Source organism: Thermopolyspora flexuosa (assembly GCF_006716785.1).
GTDB classification, from domain to species: Bacteria; Actinomycetota; Actinomycetes; order Streptosporangiales; family Streptosporangiaceae; genus Thermopolyspora; species Thermopolyspora flexuosa.
This window is the reverse complement of sequence record NZ_VFPQ01000001.1, coordinates 4,546,809-4,566,040: the sequence shown is the minus strand read 5'-3', so window position 1 is coordinate 4,566,040 and position 19,232 is coordinate 4,546,809. Positions and strand designations below refer to the sequence as shown.

The following is a 19,232-nucleotide window of genomic DNA, read 5'->3' as shown; positions in this document are numbered from 1 at the left end:
CGTGTCCGCGCCGGCCTCGGCGATGGCCTACGTCATCGGGAGGAGCCCAGGTCGGGGACGCGCCAGACCCGCCCGCCGTACTCGACGGTGAGGCCGTCCTCGCCGCTGTAGGGGAGCAGGCCGGGGACGATCGCGGTGCGCATGTGGGCGAAGCGGGAGTCCCCGGCCCAGTAGACGTAGCCGCGCCGTACCTCGCCGGGGTGCAGGTCGATGTCCTCCCAGCGGCCGCAGCGCGGGCAGTCCCAGCGCACGCTGCGCGCGTCCCGCCAGTAGAAGCGGCACCGGTCGAGGAAGTCGGCGACGCCGAACTCGGCGTCGCACCACGAGCAGGGCAGGCGCACCGGCGGCAGGATGCGGGCCCTCGGCCGCGCCGCGGCGGCGGGCCGGGCGGCCTGCGCGCTCGCGTTCGCGCGGTCGGGCGACCCCATGGTCGTCGAGGGTAGTGGCGGGCGGCCGCGCAGGTGGGCGGAACGTGAACGTTTCATCGGGTTTGCGTGACCGCCTGCGCGCAGTAAGGCACCCCCGTTACGATGCCCTGGATGTCGGGTTTGGAGCGGACCCCGTCGGTCTGGTCTCTGCCCTGGCGGACGGTGCGTCTCGCCGGGCGGTGCATACTGCCGCTCCTCATCTGGTACGCGCTCGGCCGGCTCGTGCGGTTCGGGCTCCTCGTCGGCGGCACCGAGATGTCGCACGGCGACTGGGAGCAGGTCCGGTACGCGCTGACGATGCTGGTGTTCATCGTCATGGTGATGGTGAACCTCATCGTCACCATCGGCATGTTCCACGCGCTCCGTGGCGAGCTGACCGAGATGCGGCTGCGGCGGGCCGAGGGCGAGCGCGACGAATCCTTCCTCAACGGCCTCGGCCGGGCCCTCTTCCCGTACGTCGCGCTCTATCTCGCCTGGGGCTGGCACGAGGACGACGTGCGCTCCTTCGTGCTCACCGACATCGAGCGGCAGCGGGCGGAGAAGGGCCTGCTCGGCGCGTGGGCCGACTTCTTCACCGGGGAGTCCCAGGGCACCGCGCAGGGGCTCATCGGGCTCAGCCTCGGCACCGCGGCGATCATCATGGGCGTGGCGTTCGTGCTGCGGTTCTTCCTGGTGATGTGGCACGAGCGGCGGGGGAACCGGGGCGCGGCGATCGGCGCGGCGTTCTGCGAGCTGACCTTCTTCTACTACGGCGCCGGGGTGCTGCTCGCCCAGCGGGAGTGGGTCGGCGAGCGTCAGATCGCCAAGTGGTGGAACGACGCCTGGGACTCGCTCGAGGTCAACCTTCCCGGGTGGAAGGTGACGATGGAGTTCCTCGGCGAGCTCCGGCCGTACGCGTGGGACGCGCTCGTCCTCCCCGCGGCCTGGCTCACGGTCGCGATCGTCGTGTACGGCGCGTACGCCGAGGACGTCCGGACGGTCATCCGGGGCACCCGCCTGGAGACCGGGGCGGACCGGGCCGAGCGGGCGCTCCAGCGGCGTACCCACGCGCTCACCCGGGAGGGCCTGAGCCGGTTCTTCGGCCGGTGGGCGCACTGGGTGGCGCTCGCGAACACGGTACGGCTCACCGTGCGCGGCGGCGCACCCCTGTTCGGCATGTTCGCGGTGTGCTTCGTCGCCATCCGGGTCGCCGAGGGGTACCTGTGGCGGGGCCTGCACTACCTGCTCGACGGCCCGCATCCGCAGCTGTGGTGGGAGGTCCTGTGGGTCCCGATGGGCTTTGTCTGCGACCTCCTCGTCACGCTCCTCACCATCTGCCTGCTCGCGGCCACCTTCGACCTGGCGGCGATCCGCGGACGGGTCCTCGCCGGTGGGTCCACCGAGGCGTCCTCCGCGACGCCTCCGGCCGCGGCGGTGCCGGCCGTACCGGCCGGGTCCTCGACAGGGGCCGCGATCGGGGCCCCGATGGGCCCCTCGTCCGGCGGGTCCGGGGCCGCGCCGGGGCCGGCGCCGCCGAACCGGTGACCGCGCGCGTGGGGCGCGGCCCGGGTTCCGGGACGGTCAGCGGTCGAAGCGCAGCGCCAGGCCGGAGCCGGCGTTCCCGTCGACCCACAGCACCGGCTCGACCCGGTCGGCGAGGTGGTTCGGCGCCACCGCGACCAGGGTGAACTCGTCGGTCCTGCCCGGTTGCATCTCCTTGTCCGGTCGCTGCAGCACCTCGACGTGCCAGACGTGCCCGGCCTCGTCGTGCAGCTCCATCGGCGGTGTGCCGAGCCGGTAGTTCGTCCCCTCCTTGTCGACCGGGGTCACCTCGAGCTTGATCGTCAGCCAGGTGCGGTCCGGCCGGGTGCCCGGAGGCGGGTTCTGCATGCGTTCGATGCTCACCAGTCGCCATCGGGCGTGCCCCGCCGCGACGGTCTCGCCGACCGGCACGTTCCGGATCTTCGGCGACGGCTCCATCATCTCGAACCGGATCAGCTCGTCCATGAGCCGCACGCCGAGCCACGCCGTGGTGAGGATCACGGCGGCGAGGAGCTGGAGGACAAGCCGCCGGCCCTTCCGCATCGGGCGCCGGTGGGTCGCCCCTCGCCGTCCGGGCTCCCGGGCCTCGGCCGGGGGCGCACCGTCCGGCGCCGCGTCCGGCGGCCCTCCGCCGGGCCGGTCACCCGTCCGCGGCCGGTCCGCGGCGAGCGCGGCGGTGCCGTACCCGGGCGGTACGGCCGGCGCGGGGTCGCCGGGGACGGGGCCCGCGGGCGGCGGCCCGGCGACGGGGCCGGGCGCGGGTGCCGGCGGCCACGAGCTTCCCGACGAGGGAGTCCGGTCGCCCGGCATGGCGGGCGGGGCGGGCGGATGGTGCGGCGTGGGCCGCGGGCCGGCGCCGGGCCGCACGGGCCTGGTGACCGGCTCGAACCAGGAGGTGGTCTCACCCGCGTCCGACGACGTCCCCGCCGGGGAGGCGTCCGGTCCCGGCCGATCGGCCCCGTCCTGCGGGGACGGATTCCGGCGGAACAGGCTCATGTCGTCCGCACCTCGTAGACGTCCTTGACGGAGCGGGTCGCGGCCGCGTCGAGGCCGAGGTCGATCGCCGCCTCGGGTACGTACTGGTCGCCGAACAGGCTGAAGGCCTTCTCCTGGATGACCATGCTCGCCCCGGGCAGGGCGGAGGGCGGAACCTCGAAGACGATCAGACCTCTCGTCCGCATCATCGGCTGCACCCACTTGTTCTTCAGCAGCTCGGACGAGGTGACCTGATCGCTCGCGGCGAACTTCTTCCCGTCGGGGGTGAGGAGGTGGGCGGACTGGAGGCGTATCGCCCGCTGCGTGGCCGTCGCGTCCACCGACACGATCAGATAGATCTGACCGGGGAAGGCGGGGACGGGGTTCATCTGCTCCTTCTTGAACGTCCGCGCCAGCGTGACCTGCTCGACGCGTACGGCGAAGAGCGAGGTGCGCACCTCCTCGCCGACGGCGCCGCTCGAGGTGATGGGATCGTCCCGCTGATCGACGGTCAGCACGGTCGTCTGCAGGCCCACGGCCGCGGCGGCGAGCACGGTCCCGAGCACGGCGTTCAGCACCCGTCGCCCCCTGGTGCGGCGCGCGCCATTCTTCTCCTGGGGCGCGGGGGCGGGTCCGCCGGGCTCGGCGGGCGGTGCGGGCGGCGGCTCGGGCGGCAACGTGAGCGGGGCCGCGCCCGGCGGCATGCCGGCCGGCCCGGGCGGTGTCGCCCCGCCGTACGGCTCGCGCCCGGGGGACGGGACGCCGTGGCCGAAGCCCGGGGGCGCCTGCGGTGCGGGCGGGTTCGGCACGTCATGCCCCGGCCAGGCGGCGGGTGCGCCACCCGTCCACGCCGGGGGAGCGGGCGCGGCGGGCCCGGCCGCCGCGCCTCCCGCCCCCGCGACGCCGGGCGGACCCGCGGTCGCGGGCCGTTCCGGCCCGGGGTACGCCGCGGGCGGGTGAGGGCCCGGCCGGTACTCGTGCCCGGGGGCGGGATCGGACGGCGAGGCGGCGGCGCGCGCGGCGCGCAGGGACTCGCCGCGGCGTCGTCTCGGCAGCCCCGAGCCGGACGCCCGGTTCGGATCGCCCGTCACGACCCCTCCTCCACCCGGACCGGCAGCTCCACCTTGGCGTGGACGCGGGTCACCGAGCGGGCCTTGTTGTCCGGTGTCTCACCGGCGGGCACCGTGTCCGACTCGATCTGCCACTCGGAGACCTCCCAGAAGAAGGACTCGAACAGGTGGAACCGCCCCACGTCGAGTTCCACCTTCTTCGGCGGCGGGTCCGTCGGGGACAGCTCGAACGCCATCGTGACGGGGGCGGTCACCCCGGGGTGGATCTGGTTGTAGCTGCGCTCGTTGACGTACATCACGATCCGCGGCCCGTCGGTGAAGTTCTGATCCGGGCTTTTGATCGTTTTGCCGTCGGCGCGCACGGTCGGGATGGTCCGGTCGACCATGCCGAACGCCTGGACCGTCTCGTCCGACTGGTTGGTCACCTGCAGGCGAACGTGCAGCCAGCGCTGGCCCTGGATGCCGACGCCGTCCCGGCCGCCGGGCAGCACCACGGCGTCCTCGAACTTCGTGCGGATCCGGGCCTGGTCGAAGACGTCCCCCTTGCCCAGCCGCTTCGGGGCGGGGTCGGGCGCCTCCTCCAGCCCGCCGAGGGCGGCGGCCGTCGCCAGTCCGGCCACGGTCACGAGCAGCGAGACCGGTACCAGGACCGGCCTGCGGCGTCGGTGCGGGTGGCGACGGTGCGGCGCCATGCGGTCGATGGTAGTGGCCGAGGTCACTGCGGCCCGAGGTGTTTTCACTAATTCGCCGCCCTTTGTTCCGAATGCGCTCGTGAGAACGGTGGCGAACGGGCCGGTCGATGCGGCTGCGACGGTGGATGACGCGTCGCTAGCATGGTCCGGATGTCTGGATCGTCGGGGTTGGCAACGGTATCGCGGGGCGAGCCCGCCGCCGGGCCGAGGAGCCGACCGAAGGCGTGGCTGGTCTCGCCGTACGCGCTCCCGCTGCACACGCTGCGGCTGTGGGTGCGCTGCCTGTTGCCGATGTCGATCTGGTTCAGCGTCGGGGAGCTGCTCCGGTTCGTGCTGACCGTCGCCGGGTCGGAGTTCTCGCACGGGCCGGGGCGGGAGTGGCGGCTCGCCGGGGTCATGTTCCTCTTCATCGTCATGGTCATGGCGACCATGGTCGTGACGATCGGCATGCTGCACTCGGTGCGCGGCGCGCTGATGGAGATCCGGGCACGGCGTGCCGAGGGCAGTGACGAGCGCGAACCCTTCCTCGGCGGCATAGGGCGGGCGATCGTGCCGTTCGCGGCCGTCTACCTCGCCTGGGGATGGTTCGTCGACGACGCCCGCGAGTTCGCCGACGCCGACATGGAGCGGTACGCCGAGCAGTACGACCGCTACCAGGCCGCGCTGATCATGAACGCGCTCGACGGGGGCGGGAACACCCCGCCGCCGGAGCCGCCGGACGCGGGCACCAACCTCGTCATGGACGTCCGCATCGCCCTGATCTTCACGGTGGTCGCGTTCGTCCTGCGGTACCTGGTGATGCTGCTGTACGAGCGCCGGGGCGGCGGCACCGTGCTCTCCTTCGCGCTCGCCTTCTGCGAGATCACCTTCACCTTCTACAGCCTCGCCGTGATCGTCGAGTCGTCCTCGGCGGGCAAGAGCTGGCTCGCGCAGCGCACCGTGGCCCAGTGGTGGAACGACGCGTGGGCGCAGCTCGAGCAGGCCGTACCGGGCTGGGAGACGTTCTGGAGCCTGCTGGGCGAGATCCGCCCGCACGTGATGGACGTGGTGGTGCCGACGCTGATCTGGCTCACCCTCGCCATCCTCGTCTTCGGGCCGTACTCGGAGGACGTGCGCGACGTCATCAAGGGCACCCGGCTGGAGCGCGTCGGCTCGTTCGTCGAGGAGCGCACCCACGAGCTCACCCGGCGCAGCGCCGGTCACCTCACGGTACGGCTCGGCCTCGACAAGTGGCCGCCGCTGCTCAACGCGCTGCGGTTCGTCGTGCGCGGCGGGGCGCCGCTGTTCGCGATGGCCTGCCTCTGCCACGTGGCGTTGTCGGTCGGCGCCGGGTACGTCGAGCGCGGCGCCTACTACCTGATCGGCACCGCCCACCGGCAGCTCGAGTGGGAGGTGTACCAGATCCCGGTCCGGTTCGGCGTGGACCTGCTGTTCATGACGCTGCTGCTGTGCCTGCTCGCCGCGACCTTCGACCTGTCGGCGACCCGTCAGCGGCTGAACAGGAGCACGTCCGAGCCCGACGCGCTCGAGTAGACGAGCGCCACCTTCGCGGTCTTCTCCAGCTCCTCCGGCACCACGCCGTAGGCGGTCATCCGCGCGGTCTCGCCCACCTTCAGGTCACCGCGGTACACCGAGCCCTCGGACGGGACGATCGTCACCCAGCTGCGCCCGGTCGTGTCGCGGAGCTCGATCGTCGGCTGCAGGAAGTCCTCGATCGCCTTCTGCTCCTCCGGGGTCAGCTCGACCGTGACCTGGAGCATGACCCGCCCCGGCTTCCCGTTCGGGCGCGGCACCCGGGTCACCTCCACCGACCAGCGCATGCCCGACCAGGACACCGGCTCGCCGGCCCGCACCTCCCGCACGTCCTCCGCCGGGTAGCGCTCCGCCACCCACTGCGACCGGTCCCACATCTGGACGCCCACGGTCGCCGTGCCGAGCACGACCGCGGCCACCCCCAGCACCGCGAGCCGCGCGGGCGCGGGCAGGCCACGCCTCCGCTTCGCCTGCGCCCGGCCGCCGTCCTGGGCCACGACCGCGGGCGGCCCTGCGTCCGGCCCCTCACCGTCATGGGCAGGCGCGGGGCGCGACTCCCCGTCGGCCGCCTCGCCGGGGCGTACGGCGGAGGCCACTCCACCGGCCGGAGGCGGGGTGGGGTGGGTCGCGCCGTGCGCGGAATGCACGGGCCGCCCGGACGACGCGCCACCCGCCGGGTGAGGCGCGGCGGCCCTTCCGGCCGGGCCGGAATCCGCCTGCGATGGACCGCCGGGCCGTACACCCTGCGGTGCGGTCGGCCCGCCGGGCGGGATGCCGGGCCCGGTGCCGGAGCGCATGGTCACCGGTGTGGTGGCCGGTCCGCCGTCGTCGAGGTCACCTCGCCCATCCGGGCCAGGGCGGTGCGGCTGTGCGGCGGGCGTGGCGTGCGGCGCGGCCTGCGGGTGCGCTCCGGTGAGCAGGCCGGGGGAGGCCGGTCCGGTGGGTGCTCCTCCGGCCTGTGGCGGCCGGGCCGGTTGTGCTTCCGATCCGGGGCGATCGACCGGACGCGTGTCCGGCCCGCCACCGGACACCCACTTCGCGGCCGAGGGCATGCCAGGGACCGGCGGGGCCGTCATGGAGATGCCGGTCGGCGTCGTGACGGGCGGCACGGTACCGCGAGGCGGTGCGGCGGGTGCGGCTTCCCCCGGAAAAGCCGTCGGCCCGGGTACGGCCGCGCCCGGCGTGCCGGTGGCATGGCCTGGCCCCCCGGCACGCGTTGGTCCGGGTACGGCCGCGCCCGGGCTCGGGCCCCCGGCCGCGTGGCCCGCCGTACCGGAGGGAGTCGGCGGCCGGAGCGCACCCTGGTCCGGAGCGCCGCGTGGTGGGACGTCCGACGTGACGGCACCGGGAGCACCGGGTGCCGCACCTGGGGCCGCCGGTCCGGCGAAGGAATGCGGTCGGTCGGGGAAGCCCGTACCCGGGGCGCCCGGCCGCGGGGCGGCCCGCCCTGCGGATCCCGGCGCGCCAAGCCCTGCCGTGCCCATGGCCTGGGCACCCGATGCGGAGCCTTCGGCACCACGGCGTCCGGCCGCAGGACTCCCCGGCCCAGGCGCGGGTCGGCGGTGATCCGGGTGGCCCGTACTCCAGGCACCCGGAACGTCATGAGCGCCGCGGCCCGGCGCGGGCATGCCCGGGCCAAGGCCGCCTCCCGAGCCCGGTCTTCCGGCAGGCCGGCCTTCAGCGCCAAGACCCGGCCCGGGTACCGGCGTGGACCCGCCTGGACCCGGTAGCCCAGGGCCTCCGTGCGCGGCATGGCCCACCGGTCCGGGTGCGCCCGGGACGCCGCCGATCGGGGCGTCCGGGGTACGGGCGCCGGGGTGTGCGCCCTCGGCGACCCCGGGGCCGAACGCGGGTGCGCCCGGCACGCCCGGCCCCGGGGCGCCGGGGCCGAGAGGCGCGCCCGTCCCGGCGTGGCCGGGTACGGGTCCGCCGGGCGGTGCAGGACGGCGGGCCGCCGGGCCGGGCGGCTCCGTGCGCATCCCGGGCGCGGGGTGCTCGGCGGTTGCCGGACCGGTCTCCGCGCCGGAGGGTTCCGGCCGGTACGCCGGGCGATCGGACGCGTCAGGCGTGCGCGGTCCGGCCGGGGGTGTCCCCGGGGCCGCGGCGGCCGGAGGCGGCGCAGGCGGCGGAGGAGCGGCCGGAGACGGCGCAGGCGGAGGCGAGGCAGCCGGAGGAGGAGCGGCGGACGGCGACTCGGCCGGGGTGGCGTGGCCAGGCCGGGAGGCGGGTGCTGCGGCCTCATCCGGAACCGGCGCGGACGAGCCGGTCGCGGCCGCGGCGGGCTCGTCGTCCTCGAGGACCGGGAACGGCTGCGTGGACGGGCCGGAGTCCTCCGGCTCCGGCTGATCCTTCGGCAACGGCGGCCAGACCCGCACGTCGGGCGGCACGGGGCGACGAGGTCGCTGCGAGGGCGTGCACCGGCCCGAGTCGTGGGCCTCGCCCGGCCCGGGACGGGACGGGCCGTCACCCGGACGGCCACCGTGCCGATCCGGGCGAGGGGACTGGTCGCGACCGGAGGACTTCTGGTTCACCGGCTCACTCCGCGGCCTTCAACCGATACACGTCCTTGGCGGCGGCCACCGCCGACCTGGCCTTGGCCTCGTCGAGGCCGAGATCGAGGGCGACCTCCGGAAGCAGCTGGTCGTACCGCTGGGGATAGATCGAGTCGTAGATGCCGTTGGTGGACGGCACGGTCAGCACGACCTTCGACCCGGGCAGCACCTCGGGCGGCACCTCGAAGACGAGCACCCCGCTCGACCAGAACCCGGGCTGGATATAGGCCTCGCCCAGCGTGAACCGCCGCTCCACCCGGTCGGTCGCCACGAAGAACAGGTCGTCGGCGGTCTCCAGCCCGGCCTCGTCCAGCTTGGTCGGCTTCTTCGGCACCGTGGCGCTCACCGACGCGATCACGAAGATGTGCGGGGTCTCGATCCGGGTGGACCGGGTCACCTCCTCCTGCCCGGTGGCCGCGTTCACCCGGGTGGTCTGCAGCTCGATCGACCGGGCGAACTCCACCCGGTTGAGGCGCGCGCTGAACCGGCCGGTCTCCGCCACCTCGCCCGGCGCCGCGCTCGAGGTGAGCCGGGCGGCGAGGTCGTCCGGGGTGAGCACCAGGGTGTGGAGGTACGCGGCGAGCGCGATGATGACCAGCGTCGCGACCGCGTTGCCGATCCGCCGCACCCGCCGTGCCCGGGCGGGACGCCTGCGCGCGCCCTTCCTCCCGCCGGCCGCGGCGCCCTCGGACCCGGCCGGGCCGGCGGGCGGTGCCGGGGCCGCGCCGGCGGGCGCGCCGGGCTCCGGCCGCGTCGCCGTACGGCCCGGCCCGGTCACGGGGCCGGAGACCGGCGGGCCACCGGCCGGATGCGGCGCGGGTCCCTGGCCGGGCGCGGGCGGGCCCGCGGGGCCGTGCGATGCCGGGTGCGGGGCGGCGGCGTGCGGATCCGGGTGCTCCGGCAGCCCCGGCGCCGCGGCGGGCCGGTGCGTCATCCCTCACCCCGCTTGACGGGCAGGGTCACCCGGGCCGCCACGACCTTCTCCTCGTCCTCGTCGACGACCAGCTCGGGCCGCGTGCGCTTGGTGAACCAGTCCTGGTACAGCTCGTAGGCGCCGAAGTCGATGACGAGCCGCTCGGGCGGGGTGAGCCCGTCCCGCACCGAGAAGCGCAGCACGACGGTGGAGGTGAGCTGCGGCGGCAGCAACCTGCTGTCCACCCCCTGCGCGGGAATGAACGTTTCGTGCCGCCAGGCCGGTTCGCTCGCGTCCGGCGACGGGGTGGCGGACGTCCCGCCGCCGCGGGCGGACGGCGGCGCCTCGAGCAGCGGCCGCCCCTCCGGCGGCGCGACGCGCAGCAGCGACCGCTCCAGGTAGAGCATCGGCGCCGACGAGGTGGCGTTGTTGAAGACCTTGAGCGTCACGTCGAGCACGGTCCGGCCGGCCCCGGCGGACCCGGAGGCCCCGGCGTCGCCCGCGCCACCCGCATCGCCGCCGGGCAGCGTGCGCACCACGGCGTCCACCACCGTGGTCCGGAACAGGTCCTGGTCGATCTCCTCGCCGGGCCGTACCGCAGGCGGCGGTTTCTCGGGCGCCTCCGCGAAGCCGCCGAGCACCGTGATGGCGACCGATCCCGCGGCGACGACCAGGGCGGACACCGATACCAGAACCGGGCGCCGCCGTCGGGTGCCGCGACGGGATGACGTCATGAGACACAAGGGTAACGGCAGTGACTTGACGTATCCGCCGCATTGGTACCAAGTTGACAAGCATCACCGAGCGGGCTCTTTGCCCGGCGGTGGCACCGGAATAAGTCTGTTGACCGAACACCGCCCGTATGCGAGGTCAAGCTCTTACTCTGTCACGCAGGCGGACGTGACGAGGCGGAGGTTCTGTGGTCGGCGTGCCCCCCGACGCTGCGCAGCTCCAGGCGGACCGCATCTACCTGGGCTGGCAGTATGTCCTGCTGCACCCGGATCCCGGCCCGCCGCCGAAGCGCCCGTCCCGTGAGGACACCGAGCCGCCGATCCCGGAGGAGGACCCGGAGTGGCTCCGCCGGGAACGCCTCCAGGAGGACCTGCTCAACCGTCCCCTCCGCGTGCTCCGCGCGGTGATGGTGGGCGCCACCGCCCTGATCTGCGTCGCGGGGGTGGGCGGATGGCTCGACTGGCGCTTCGCGCTGGTCGGCGCGCTCGCCACCGGCGGCGTCGCCGCCGTGTCCGGCTACAACCTCTACCGGGGCGGCCGGGCCGCGCGCGCCCGCGCCGCCGCCCGTGCCGAGCGCCTTGAACGGCTGCGGCAGGAACGTGACAAGGCGATCGTGCGTGCCCAGCAGGAGCACGCGGAGCGTTACCGCGAGTGGGCCGAGCGCAAGGCGATCTACGACAACCAGATGACCTGGTACGCGGTCGCCGTACCCGACGAGGTCGACCGCATCGACGTGGCCGGCGGCACGATCCCCGGCTGGTCGGCCCTGGTCACGCTGATCGGCGCGACCCGGCTGTACAGCGGCGGGCACATCACCGTGCTCGACCTGTCCGAGGGGGCGATCGCCAGGGACCTGATCGAGCTCGCCCGGCGCGGCGGCGACAACCCCCTGGTCTGGGTGCTCCCGGGCGACCTGCCCCGGCTCGACCTCGGCGTCGATCTCAAGCCCGAGGCGTTCGCCGACGTGCTCGCGCACGTGGTGAGCGTGAGCGAGGACCACCACACCACCCGCGACCTGTCGTTCGACAACGCGATCCTGGAGCGGGTGCTCGAGGTGCTCGGCGAGAAGGCGTCGATCCGGCAGGTGACCGCGGCGCTGCGCGCGCTCGCCCAGGTCGGCGACCCGCGCGAGGACCTGCGCGAGGGCCTGCTCACCGCCCACCAGCTCGAGCGCATCGGCACCATGTTCGGCCGCGGCGTGAGCGACCGCGTGGTGATCGAGCGCGCCTGGGCGCTCGAGTCGCAGCTCCGCAAGCTCGAACCGCTCGGCACCGCCGCGGTACGGCTGCCGCCCGCGCGGCTGCGGGTGGTGTCCATGGACCGCCAGTCCGGCGTGTTCGGCAACCGCGTGCTCGGCACGTACGTCGCCGCGGCGCTCACCCACATCCTGCGCCAGTCCCCGCCGTCCGAGCGCCCCTGGTACCACACGATCATCGTGGCCGGGGCGGAGAAGCTCCGCGGCGACGTGCTCGACCGCCTGATGGACGCGTGCGAGACCGCCCGCGCGGGCCTCGTGCTCACCTACCGCGCGCTCACCCCGACCGTGCGGGAACGGCTCGGCCGCGGCAACGCCGCGGTCGCGTTCATGCGGCTCGGCAACGCCGAGGACGCCCGGGTGGCGGCCGAGCACATCGGCACCCAGCACCGCCTCGAGATCGCCCACTTCACCGAGTCGGCCGGCGCCGCCGCGGAGGGCATGGGCGCGACGTACACCTCCACCGTGTCCGGCGGTGCCACCCGCGAGCCCGCCCGCACCGGCGGCGGCGACCTCGCCGAGGACATCACCCGGTCGACCGAGTGGGGCCGCCGCGCGAGCACCGCCCTGGAGACCACCGCCGGGAGCGCGGGCGGCGGCCCGCCGGAGGGCGGGGCCGCCGAGAACGGCCGTGTGGTGCTGCAGCGTTCCCGCGAGTTCCTGGTGGAGCCGGAGCGGCTCCAGCAGCTTCCGACCACCTCGGTGATCGTCACGCACACCACCGCCGAGGGCCGTCAGGTGCGCCTCGCCGACGCCAACCCGGCGATCCTCACCTTCCCCAAGACCACGCTGGGGGAGTTCGAGGAGGTACGGCGGGCGATGGAGGCCGCCGAGCGGGAACGGAACCCCCACCCCAAGGACCGCCCGCCCCCCAACCTGGGGCCGCCACCGCCCCGGCTCGACTGGCGTAAGCCCCACCGGTGAGTCGACGCCGGGTAATGAGTACGTCAATGTCGACGTACGGGCATGATCCGTTGTCCCAGGTTTAGGTGCGACAGGCGCACCAGGAGGAGAGATGCAGGCGAGCGTTTCGGCGGCACCCGTCCCGCTCAGCGGGCCCTGGTATCGCATTCAGGCGATCACCGCACCGTCGAGAAGCTCCTCGGCCGAGTGGGACTTCGTCACCGTCCTGCCCGCGGTCCTCTCGGCCGCGCAGCGCAACCGGCCCTTCGTGATCGGCTGGCTGTCCCGCGGGTCCGGCGCCCCGCTCGAACTGATCACCAACGCGGGGCCGCTCACCCCGCCGCGCCCGCCCCGCCGCGCGGCGGTCGCCCACGAGCCGCAGCCGCAGGGGCCGCAGCCGCTGCTGTTCCCCGGCGGCGCCCGCGGCATCCCGGTGAGCGACGACTGGCTCGCCGACCTCGCCGACCTGGTGTGGACGCCCTGCCCGGGCCGGCAGGCCCCGCCGCTCGGCGGCCGCCGTGAGCCCGACCCGGACGAGATCCGCCGCCCCACGCTGTTCGAGTCGACGCTCGTCACGCTCATGTCCCGGCCGTTCGCCTGGCTGGTGATCGCCGAGCCCACCGACCTGCTCGACGCCGAGGTGGCGCACCTGCGCACCCAGCTCAACGTGCTGCGCCAGTACGGCGACGCCTCCGAGCGCAGCCGGTTCGACGCGGAGCGGGCCGAGCGGCGCATGCAGGAGCTCGACGCGTTCCGTGAGGCGGGCCTGTGGAACGTGCGGGTGCTCGCCGGCGCGGCCGGGTACGACGAGCTGCGGCAGATCGCGCCGGTCCTGGTCGGCTCGGTGGAGATGTCGCACCACCCCTACCGGCTGCGCAGCGCGATCTCCTCCGGCGTGAACCAGTCCTCCTCCGGGCAGAGCCAGGGCCGCGGCATCGAGCACGCCTACAGCTTCCACGAGGCGCTCTCGGTCACCCTGCAGGACTCCACCGACGGCGCGGCCTCGCCGTTCGCCGCCACCGCGGGGGCGCTCGTCGCGCTCGCCGGGCTGCCGCGCCGCGAGGTGCCGGGCGTGCGGGTGCTGGAGACCGGGTTCTTCGACGTCACCTCGGAGACCGACGAGCGCGGCTCCGACCTCATCGAGCTGGGCGCGATCATTGACGGCCAGGACCGGGAGGTCGGCACGTTCCGGGTACCGCTGTCCACGATCAACCGGCACGTGTTCATCACCGGCGCGACCGGATCCGGCAAGTCGCAGACCGTGCGGCACCTGCTCGAGCAGCTCACCCAGGCGGGCATCCCGTGGCTCGCGATCGAGCCGGCGAAGTCGGAGTACGCCGCGATGGCGGGCCGGGTCGAGCACCTCGCCCCGCTCACCGTGATCAATCCGTCCGCGCCGGACAACGTGCCGATCAGCATCAACCCGCTCGCCCCCGAGCCGGGCTACCCGGTGCAGGCGCACATCGACATGGTCCGCGCGCTGTTCATGGCCGCGTTCGACGCCGAGGAGCCGTTCCCGCAGATCATGTCGCTCGCGCTGCAGCGGGTGTACGAGGCGAACGGCTGGGACGTGGTCACCGGCCAGGGCATCCCGGGGGCGGCCGTGGCGCCCGCCGTACCCACGCTCGAGCAGCTCCAGCAGCACGCGCTCGAGGTGATCGAGGAGATCGGGTACGGCAAGGAGGTCCAGGCCGACGTCGAGGGTTTCATCTCGCTGCGGCTGCGGTCGCTGCGGGTCGGCTCGGCCGGGCGGTTCTTCGAGGGCGGCCACCCGGCCGACATCGGCGGGCTGCTGCAGCGCAACGTGGTGCTCGCGATCGAGGACGTGGCCAACGACGAGGACAAGGCGTTCCTCATGGGCACGCTGATCATCCGGATCGTCGAGCACCTGCGCATGCGCGCCCGGGCCGAGCAGCACCTGGAGCGCCCGCCCACCGGGTTGCAGCACGTGATCATCATCGAGGAGGCGCACCGGCTGCTGCGCGACCGCGGCGCGGGCCGGGCCTCCACGCACGCGGTCGAGCTGCTCGCGGGCATGCTCGCCGAGATCCGCGCGTACGGCGAGGGCATCATCGTCGCCGAGCAGATCCCCACCAAGCTCGTCTCCGACGTGGTGAAGAACACCGCCCTCAAGATCGTCCACCGGCTGCCCGCGGAGGACGACCGCAGGCTCGTCGGCGCGGCGATGAATCTCAGCGAGGACCAGTCCCGCCAGGTGGTGTCGCTCGAGCCCGGCCAGGCCGCGGTGTTCGCCGACGGCATGGACCGGCCGCTGCGCATCCGGGTGCCGCTCGGGGAGCACCGGGAGCGGGTGATGCTCAGCCCGATCCCGCCGATCGCCGGGCGGCGGTCCGCGGCGTGCGGCCACGAGTGCCGCACCGGCAAGGCGTGCACGCTGTTCGAGCTGCGCGAGGCCGACCTGCTCGCCGCGGCACCGGAGTGGGCGTGGCTGCGCATCTGGGTGGACACGCTGGTGCTCGCGTTCTGCGTCAACCGCACCCTGCCGGGCGTGCCGCGGGTGCTCGCCGAGGGCTGGAACGAGCTGCCGGTGCGGCGCCGCGAGTGCATGCTCGCCACGCTCATCGACAAGGCGGTGTCCCGCCGCGCCTGGTCGCTGCGCACCTGCTACGACCCCTCGTTGCTCACCCGCAAGGCGGTGGAGGCGGCCACGGCGCTGCTGTCCCCGGACGGCGAGCGCCCGCCGGTGGGCGAGCGGCCCGGCCCTGCCTGGGTGATCCCGCAGGTGCGCTGGCTGCACGAGGTGGACCGGCTGTTCCCGTACGGCCACCCGGCGCCGAACCTGCGCAGCCCGGCCCCGCCGATGGAGTACCCGCTGTTCGGCACCGACCCGACCGGCCGGCCGTACCCGCACCCGGGGGTGAACGGGTCCGGCGCCGACGGGGCGGCCGGGGTGGAGCTGCTCGGCCACCGGGCCAAGGCGCTGCGCCGCCACCCGCTGTCGATGGAGGTCGACCGGAACCGGGCGCTCGCCTGGCGGGTGATCCTCGGCGACGACGAGCACGAGAGCGTGCAGCAGGACATCGCCACCGTGGCGATCGGCGTCGACCCGCGGGACCGGGTGCGGCACGTGGCCCAGATGATGGGCGCGGGCTGGCTGGAGGCGGTGCTGTCGTGGCCGCAGCGGTTCGTGCTGCCGTTCGAGAGTGGTGTGGATCACGACGCCGAGCTCACCTTCGCCGAGCAGCACGGTTAGTGAGTGGTTCGCCGGTGATCGCGCGTCGTGCGGCGCCGTCCCCATTAGGATCGCTCCATGACACAGCTTCCGTTGCGGGCGCAGCTCGCCGCTGCCCTCGGCCGTACGGCGGCCACGTTGTCGCGGATGACCGGCCGCGGCGACGGCTCGGTGATCGGCGGGCGGGTCGGTCTGCTGCTCGAGCCTGACCTGCTGCGGCGGCTCGCGGCGAACCGGCGGCTGGCGCTGGTCAGCGCCACCAACGGCAAGACGACCACGACCCGGCTGATCACCTCGGCGCTGCAGGAGCTGGGCGAGGTGGCGACGAACGCGTTCGGTGCGAACATGCCGGCCGGGCACGTCACCGCGCTCTCCCAGGCCAAGAACGCGCCGTACGGCGTGCTCGAGGTGGACGAGAAGTACCTGCCGGAGGTCCTCGACACGACCGGGGCCGCGGTGGTCTGCCTGATGAACCTCAGCCGGGACCAGATGGACCGGGCCGCCGAGATCTGGCTGCTCGCGAAGAAGTGGCGGCGGGCGCTGGCCGGGCGCAACACCCACGTGATCGCGAACGCCGACGACCCGCTCGTCGCCTGGGCGGCGATGGGCGCGTCCCGGGTGACCTGGGTGTCGGCGAAGCAGCGCTGGCGCGAGGACTCCTGGTGCTGCCCCGAGTGCGGCGGCCCGCTCGACCGCAAGGACGACGACTGGGCCTGCCGGGAGTGCCCGCTGCGCCGCCCGCAGCCGACCTGGTTCCTCGCCGAGAACGCGGTGATCGACCCGCAGGGCCGTACCTGGCCGCTCGACCTGCAGCTGCCGGGCCGGGCGAACGAGTCGAACGCGGCGATCGCGCTCGCCACGGCCGAGGCGTTCGGGGTGCCGATCGAGCGGGCGCTGCCCCGGATCCGTGAGGTGCGCTCGGTCGCCGGGCGGTACACCACGGTGGAGCGCGACGGCCGGGTACTGCGGCTGCTGCTCGCCAAGAACCCGGCGGGCTGGCTGGAGGCGTTCGACGTCAGCGACCCGGCGCTGCCGATCATCCTCTCGGTGAACGCGCAGGTGCCGGACGGGCGCGACACCTCCTGGCTGTACGACGTCGACTACCGCGTGCTGCGCGGCCGCCCGGTGTACGTGACCGGGGAGCGGCGCCACGACCTGGCGCTGCGGCTGCACGTGGCGGACGTGCAGTTCCGGCTCTGCCCGACGTTCGGCGACGCGGTGGACGCGCTCGCGCCCGGGAAGATCGACGTGATCGCCAACTACACCGCCTTCCAGCAGATTCGAGCGGAGTTCGGTCGTGCCGTCTGAGAGCGCATTGCGGCTGGTCTGGATCTATCCGGACCTGTTGAGCACCTACGGGGACCAGGGCAACGTCCTCGTGCTGGAGCACCGGGCCCGGTCCCGGGGCATCCCGGTGGAGACCCTGCACGTCCGGTCCGCCGACCCGGTGCCGGAGAGCGGGGACATCTACCTCCTCGGCGGCGGCGAGGACCGGCCGCAGATGCTCGGCGCCGAGCGGCTGCGCCGGGACGGCGGGCTGCAGCGGGCCGCGGACCGGGGCGCGGTGGTGTTCGCGGTCTGCGCCGGCTACCAGCTCATCGGCCGGGAGTTCGGCGGCGACGAGGGCCAGCCGGTGCCGGGCGTCGGCCTGCTCGACATCGCCAGCGGCCGGGGCGAGAAGCGCGCGGTGGGCGAGCTCGCCGCCGAGGTGGCCCCGGAGCTGGGGCTGCCCACGCTCACCGGGTTCGAGAACCACATGGGCGTCACCCGGCTCGGGCCGGGCGTGAAGCCGCTGTCCCGCACCCTCGTCGGCACCGGCAACGGCGACGGCACCGAGGGCGCGTACGCGGGCCGCATCGTCGGCACCTACCTGCACGGCCCGGCGCTCGCGCGCAACCCGGCCCTCGCCGACCTGCTGCTGCGCTGGGTGGTGGGCGACCTCGCGCCGATCGACGACACCTGGTACGAGCAGCTGCGCAAGGAGCGTCTCGCCGCGGTGCTGTCCTGACCGCGGCGCGGTTTCGGCCGCCGGCCGTCCACGCGGCGGTCCGTGTGCCCGCGGGGCGGGCGCCCGGCCCTGTGGGACGACCGAGCCAGGCTCCGGCACGCGGCACGGGCGACAGGGGAAATGCGTCGGCCGTACGCCGGGGGGACGCCGGGGGAACAGGGTTCTGCGTTACGACGCCTGATATGCCGCCGGGCCCGGAGACGATGTCCTGCCGGGCAGGTCTCCGGGCCCAGAAGGCCACATTCGGTTCACGGCACCTCGGGGTGCCGCGTACGGTGCGACCGTGAAGGTGGGGAAGACGCCTACCGCAGGGCGGCGCCTTCGGCGCGGACCCGGGCGAGGAACGCCTTCCAGTCGCCGGGGCTGAACACCAGGGCGGGACCGGAAGGGTCCTTGGAGTCGCGTACGGCGACCACGCCGGGGATGTTACGGGCCACCTCGACGCAGGCGCCGCCGTTGCCGTTGCTGTAGGTGCTCTTACGCCAGTCCGCTCGGGACAGGTCGATCGGGTGGTCAGAAGTGCGCATGTCCACCACCATTCCTCGCTCTCGCCGGGATCACTGAAGTTCGTCGGCCGCCTGGGCAATGAGTTCCGTGGACGCCTCTGTCGGCAGCGCGGCGGCACGTAGATGGTCGAAAACCAGGGTGTACTGTTCGATTTCCCACTTTTTCTCCAGATAGAAGCTGCCTGTCCGGTATTCGATGTAGACGACGTCATCCGCATACGGCTCAAACGTGAGGATGTGGAATCCGCCGTCCATACCGGCGTGTGCTCCCACGGAGAACGGGAGCACCTGCAGGGTGATGTTCGGCATCCGGGACGCCTCGACGAGGCGCTTCAGCTGGGCCCGCATCACGTCGGGCCCGCCCACCCTGCGTCGAATGACGGCCTCGTCAAGGACCATCCAGAGCTGCGGCGCCTTGTCGCTGTGCAGCAGCTCCTGACGGGCCATGCGGACCGCCACCAGGCGATCGATCTCCTCCTCTCTCGCGCCCACCCGCGTGGCCCGATGCACCGCGCGGGCGTAGTCCTCGGTCTGCAGCAGGCCCGGGATGAACTCCGACTCGTACAGCCGCAGCGACGTCGCCTCGGACTCCAGGCCCACGTAGACCGCGAACCAGTCGGGGACGGCCTCGCCGAACGCACGCCACCACCCCCGCAGCCGCGCCTCCCGGGCGAGCGCGATGAGCGCGTCGCGCTGCTCGGGCGGCGCGTCGAGCACCTCGAGCAGGCCCCGGACCTCGCTCGGCTGCACCGCCTGCTTGCCGGTCTCCACCCGGCTGAGCTTGGTCGGATGCCAGTCGATCTGCGCCGCCACCTGCTCGATCGTCAGCCCGCGCTCCTCACGTAGCCGGCGCAGCTCCGCGGCGAGACGACGGCGCCGGATGGTCGGGCTGTACCGATTCGTCGTCATGCTCCCTCTTTCAGAGGTTTGTCCGAAGATGGCGTGAGTCTT

15 protein-coding genes are annotated in these 19,232 nt (G+C 74.0%); 6 read left to right on the top strand and 9 right to left on the bottom strand.

Annotated elements, in window-relative coordinates; all coding sequences use genetic code 11:
• Positions 1–32: 32 nt before the first annotated feature.
• Positions 33–485: a hypothetical protein gene (locus tag FHX40_RS19485; RefSeq protein ID WP_142260962.1), complete on the bottom strand. Its 453-nt coding sequence runs from the start codon at positions 483–485 to the stop codon at positions 33–35.
• 54 nt (positions 486–539) lie between these two features.
• Between FHX40_RS19485 and FHX40_RS19480 the strand changes: the two genes are divergently transcribed.
• On the top strand, positions 540–1,952 hold the full coding sequence (locus tag FHX40_RS19480; RefSeq protein WP_142260961.1) for a hypothetical protein: 1,413 nt from the start codon (positions 540–542) through the stop codon (positions 1,950–1,952).
• Positions 1,953–1,988: 36 nt separating this feature from the next.
• Here FHX40_RS19480 and FHX40_RS19475 read toward each other — a convergent pair whose 3' ends face one another.
• From FHX40_RS19475 to FHX40_RS19465, 3 genes are all read right to left on the bottom strand, one after another.
• Positions 1,989–2,492 (bottom strand): hypothetical protein, encoded by a 504-nt coding sequence (locus tag FHX40_RS19475; RefSeq protein ID WP_142260960.1) that lies wholly within the window; start codon positions 2,490–2,492, stop codon positions 1,989–1,991.
• A 449-nt stretch (positions 2,493–2,941) separates the two neighbouring features.
• Positions 2,942–4,015 carry a hypothetical protein gene (locus tag FHX40_RS19470; RefSeq protein ID WP_142260959.1) on the bottom strand — a complete coding sequence of 358 codons (1,074 nt, stop codon included), beginning with the start codon at positions 4,013–4,015 and terminating at the stop codon, positions 2,942–2,944.
• Positions 4,012–4,686 carry a hypothetical protein gene (locus FHX40_RS19465; protein ID WP_142260958.1) on the bottom strand — a complete coding sequence of 225 codons (675 nt, stop codon included), beginning with the start codon at positions 4,684–4,686 and terminating at the stop codon, positions 4,012–4,014. The genes FHX40_RS19470 and FHX40_RS19465 overlap by 4 nt, the downstream gene beginning before the upstream one ends.
• A 150-nt stretch (positions 4,687–4,836) precedes the next feature.
• On the opposite strand from FHX40_RS19465, the gene FHX40_RS19460 reads away from it, so the two are divergent.
• Entirely contained in the window at positions 4,837–6,219 is a 1,383-nt protein-coding gene (locus FHX40_RS19460; RefSeq protein WP_142260957.1) for a hypothetical protein, read from the top strand.
• On the opposite strand, the gene FHX40_RS19455 is transcribed toward FHX40_RS19460, so the two are convergent.
• The 3 genes from FHX40_RS19455 to FHX40_RS19445 all read right to left on the bottom strand — a co-directional run bounded on the left by FHX40_RS19455 (position 6,174) and on the right by FHX40_RS19445 (position 10,367).
• Entirely contained in the window at positions 6,174–6,716 is a 543-nt protein-coding gene (locus FHX40_RS19455) for a hypothetical protein (protein WP_170198892.1), read from the bottom strand. The two genes, FHX40_RS19460 and FHX40_RS19455, sit on opposite strands and share 46 nt — an antisense overlap.
• Before the next feature lie 2,038 nt (positions 6,717–8,754).
• Positions 8,755–9,705, bottom strand: coding sequence for a hypothetical protein (locus tag FHX40_RS19450; protein ID WP_142260955.1), 951 nt, complete (start codon positions 9,703–9,705; stop codon positions 8,755–8,757).
• Positions 9,702–10,367: a hypothetical protein gene (locus FHX40_RS19445; protein WP_142260954.1), complete on the bottom strand. Its 666-nt coding sequence runs from the start codon at positions 10,365–10,367 to the stop codon at positions 9,702–9,704. Before FHX40_RS19445 ends, FHX40_RS19450 begins: the two co-directional genes overlap by 4 nt.
• Positions 10,368–10,612: 245 nt before the next feature.
• On the opposite strand from FHX40_RS19445, the gene FHX40_RS19440 reads away from it, so the two are divergent.
• From FHX40_RS19440 to FHX40_RS19425, 4 genes are all read left to right on the top strand, one after another.
• Entirely contained in the window at positions 10,613–12,595 is a 1,983-nt protein-coding gene (locus tag FHX40_RS19440) for a hypothetical protein (protein WP_229788545.1), read from the top strand.
• A gap of 91 nt (positions 12,596–12,686) precedes the next feature.
• Entirely contained in the window at positions 12,687–15,788 is a 3,102-nt protein-coding gene (locus FHX40_RS19435; protein WP_142260952.1) for an ATP-binding protein, read from the top strand.
• Between the two features lie 57 nt (positions 15,789–15,845).
• Entirely contained in the window at positions 15,846–17,075 is a 1,230-nt protein-coding gene (locus tag FHX40_RS19430) for a Mur ligase family protein (protein ID WP_142260951.1), read from the top strand.
• Positions 17,065–17,775, top strand: coding sequence for a type 1 glutamine amidotransferase (locus FHX40_RS19425; RefSeq protein WP_142260950.1), 711 nt, complete (start codon positions 17,065–17,067; stop codon positions 17,773–17,775). The genes FHX40_RS19430 and FHX40_RS19425 overlap by 11 nt, the downstream gene beginning before the upstream one ends.
• Before the next feature lie 302 nt (positions 17,776–18,077).
• On the opposite strand, the gene FHX40_RS19420 is transcribed toward FHX40_RS19425, so the two are convergent.
• Positions 18,078–18,302 (bottom strand): DUF397 domain-containing protein, encoded by a 225-nt coding sequence (locus tag FHX40_RS19420; RefSeq protein ID WP_229788546.1) that lies wholly within the window; start codon positions 18,300–18,302, stop codon positions 18,078–18,080.
• A 30-nt stretch (positions 18,303–18,332) separates the two neighbouring features.
• Complete coding sequence (locus tag FHX40_RS19415; protein ID WP_142260949.1) at positions 18,333–19,190, bottom strand: helix-turn-helix domain-containing protein; 858 nt, start codon at positions 19,188–19,190, stop codon at positions 18,333–18,335.
• Positions 19,191–19,232 lie beyond the last annotated feature (42 nt).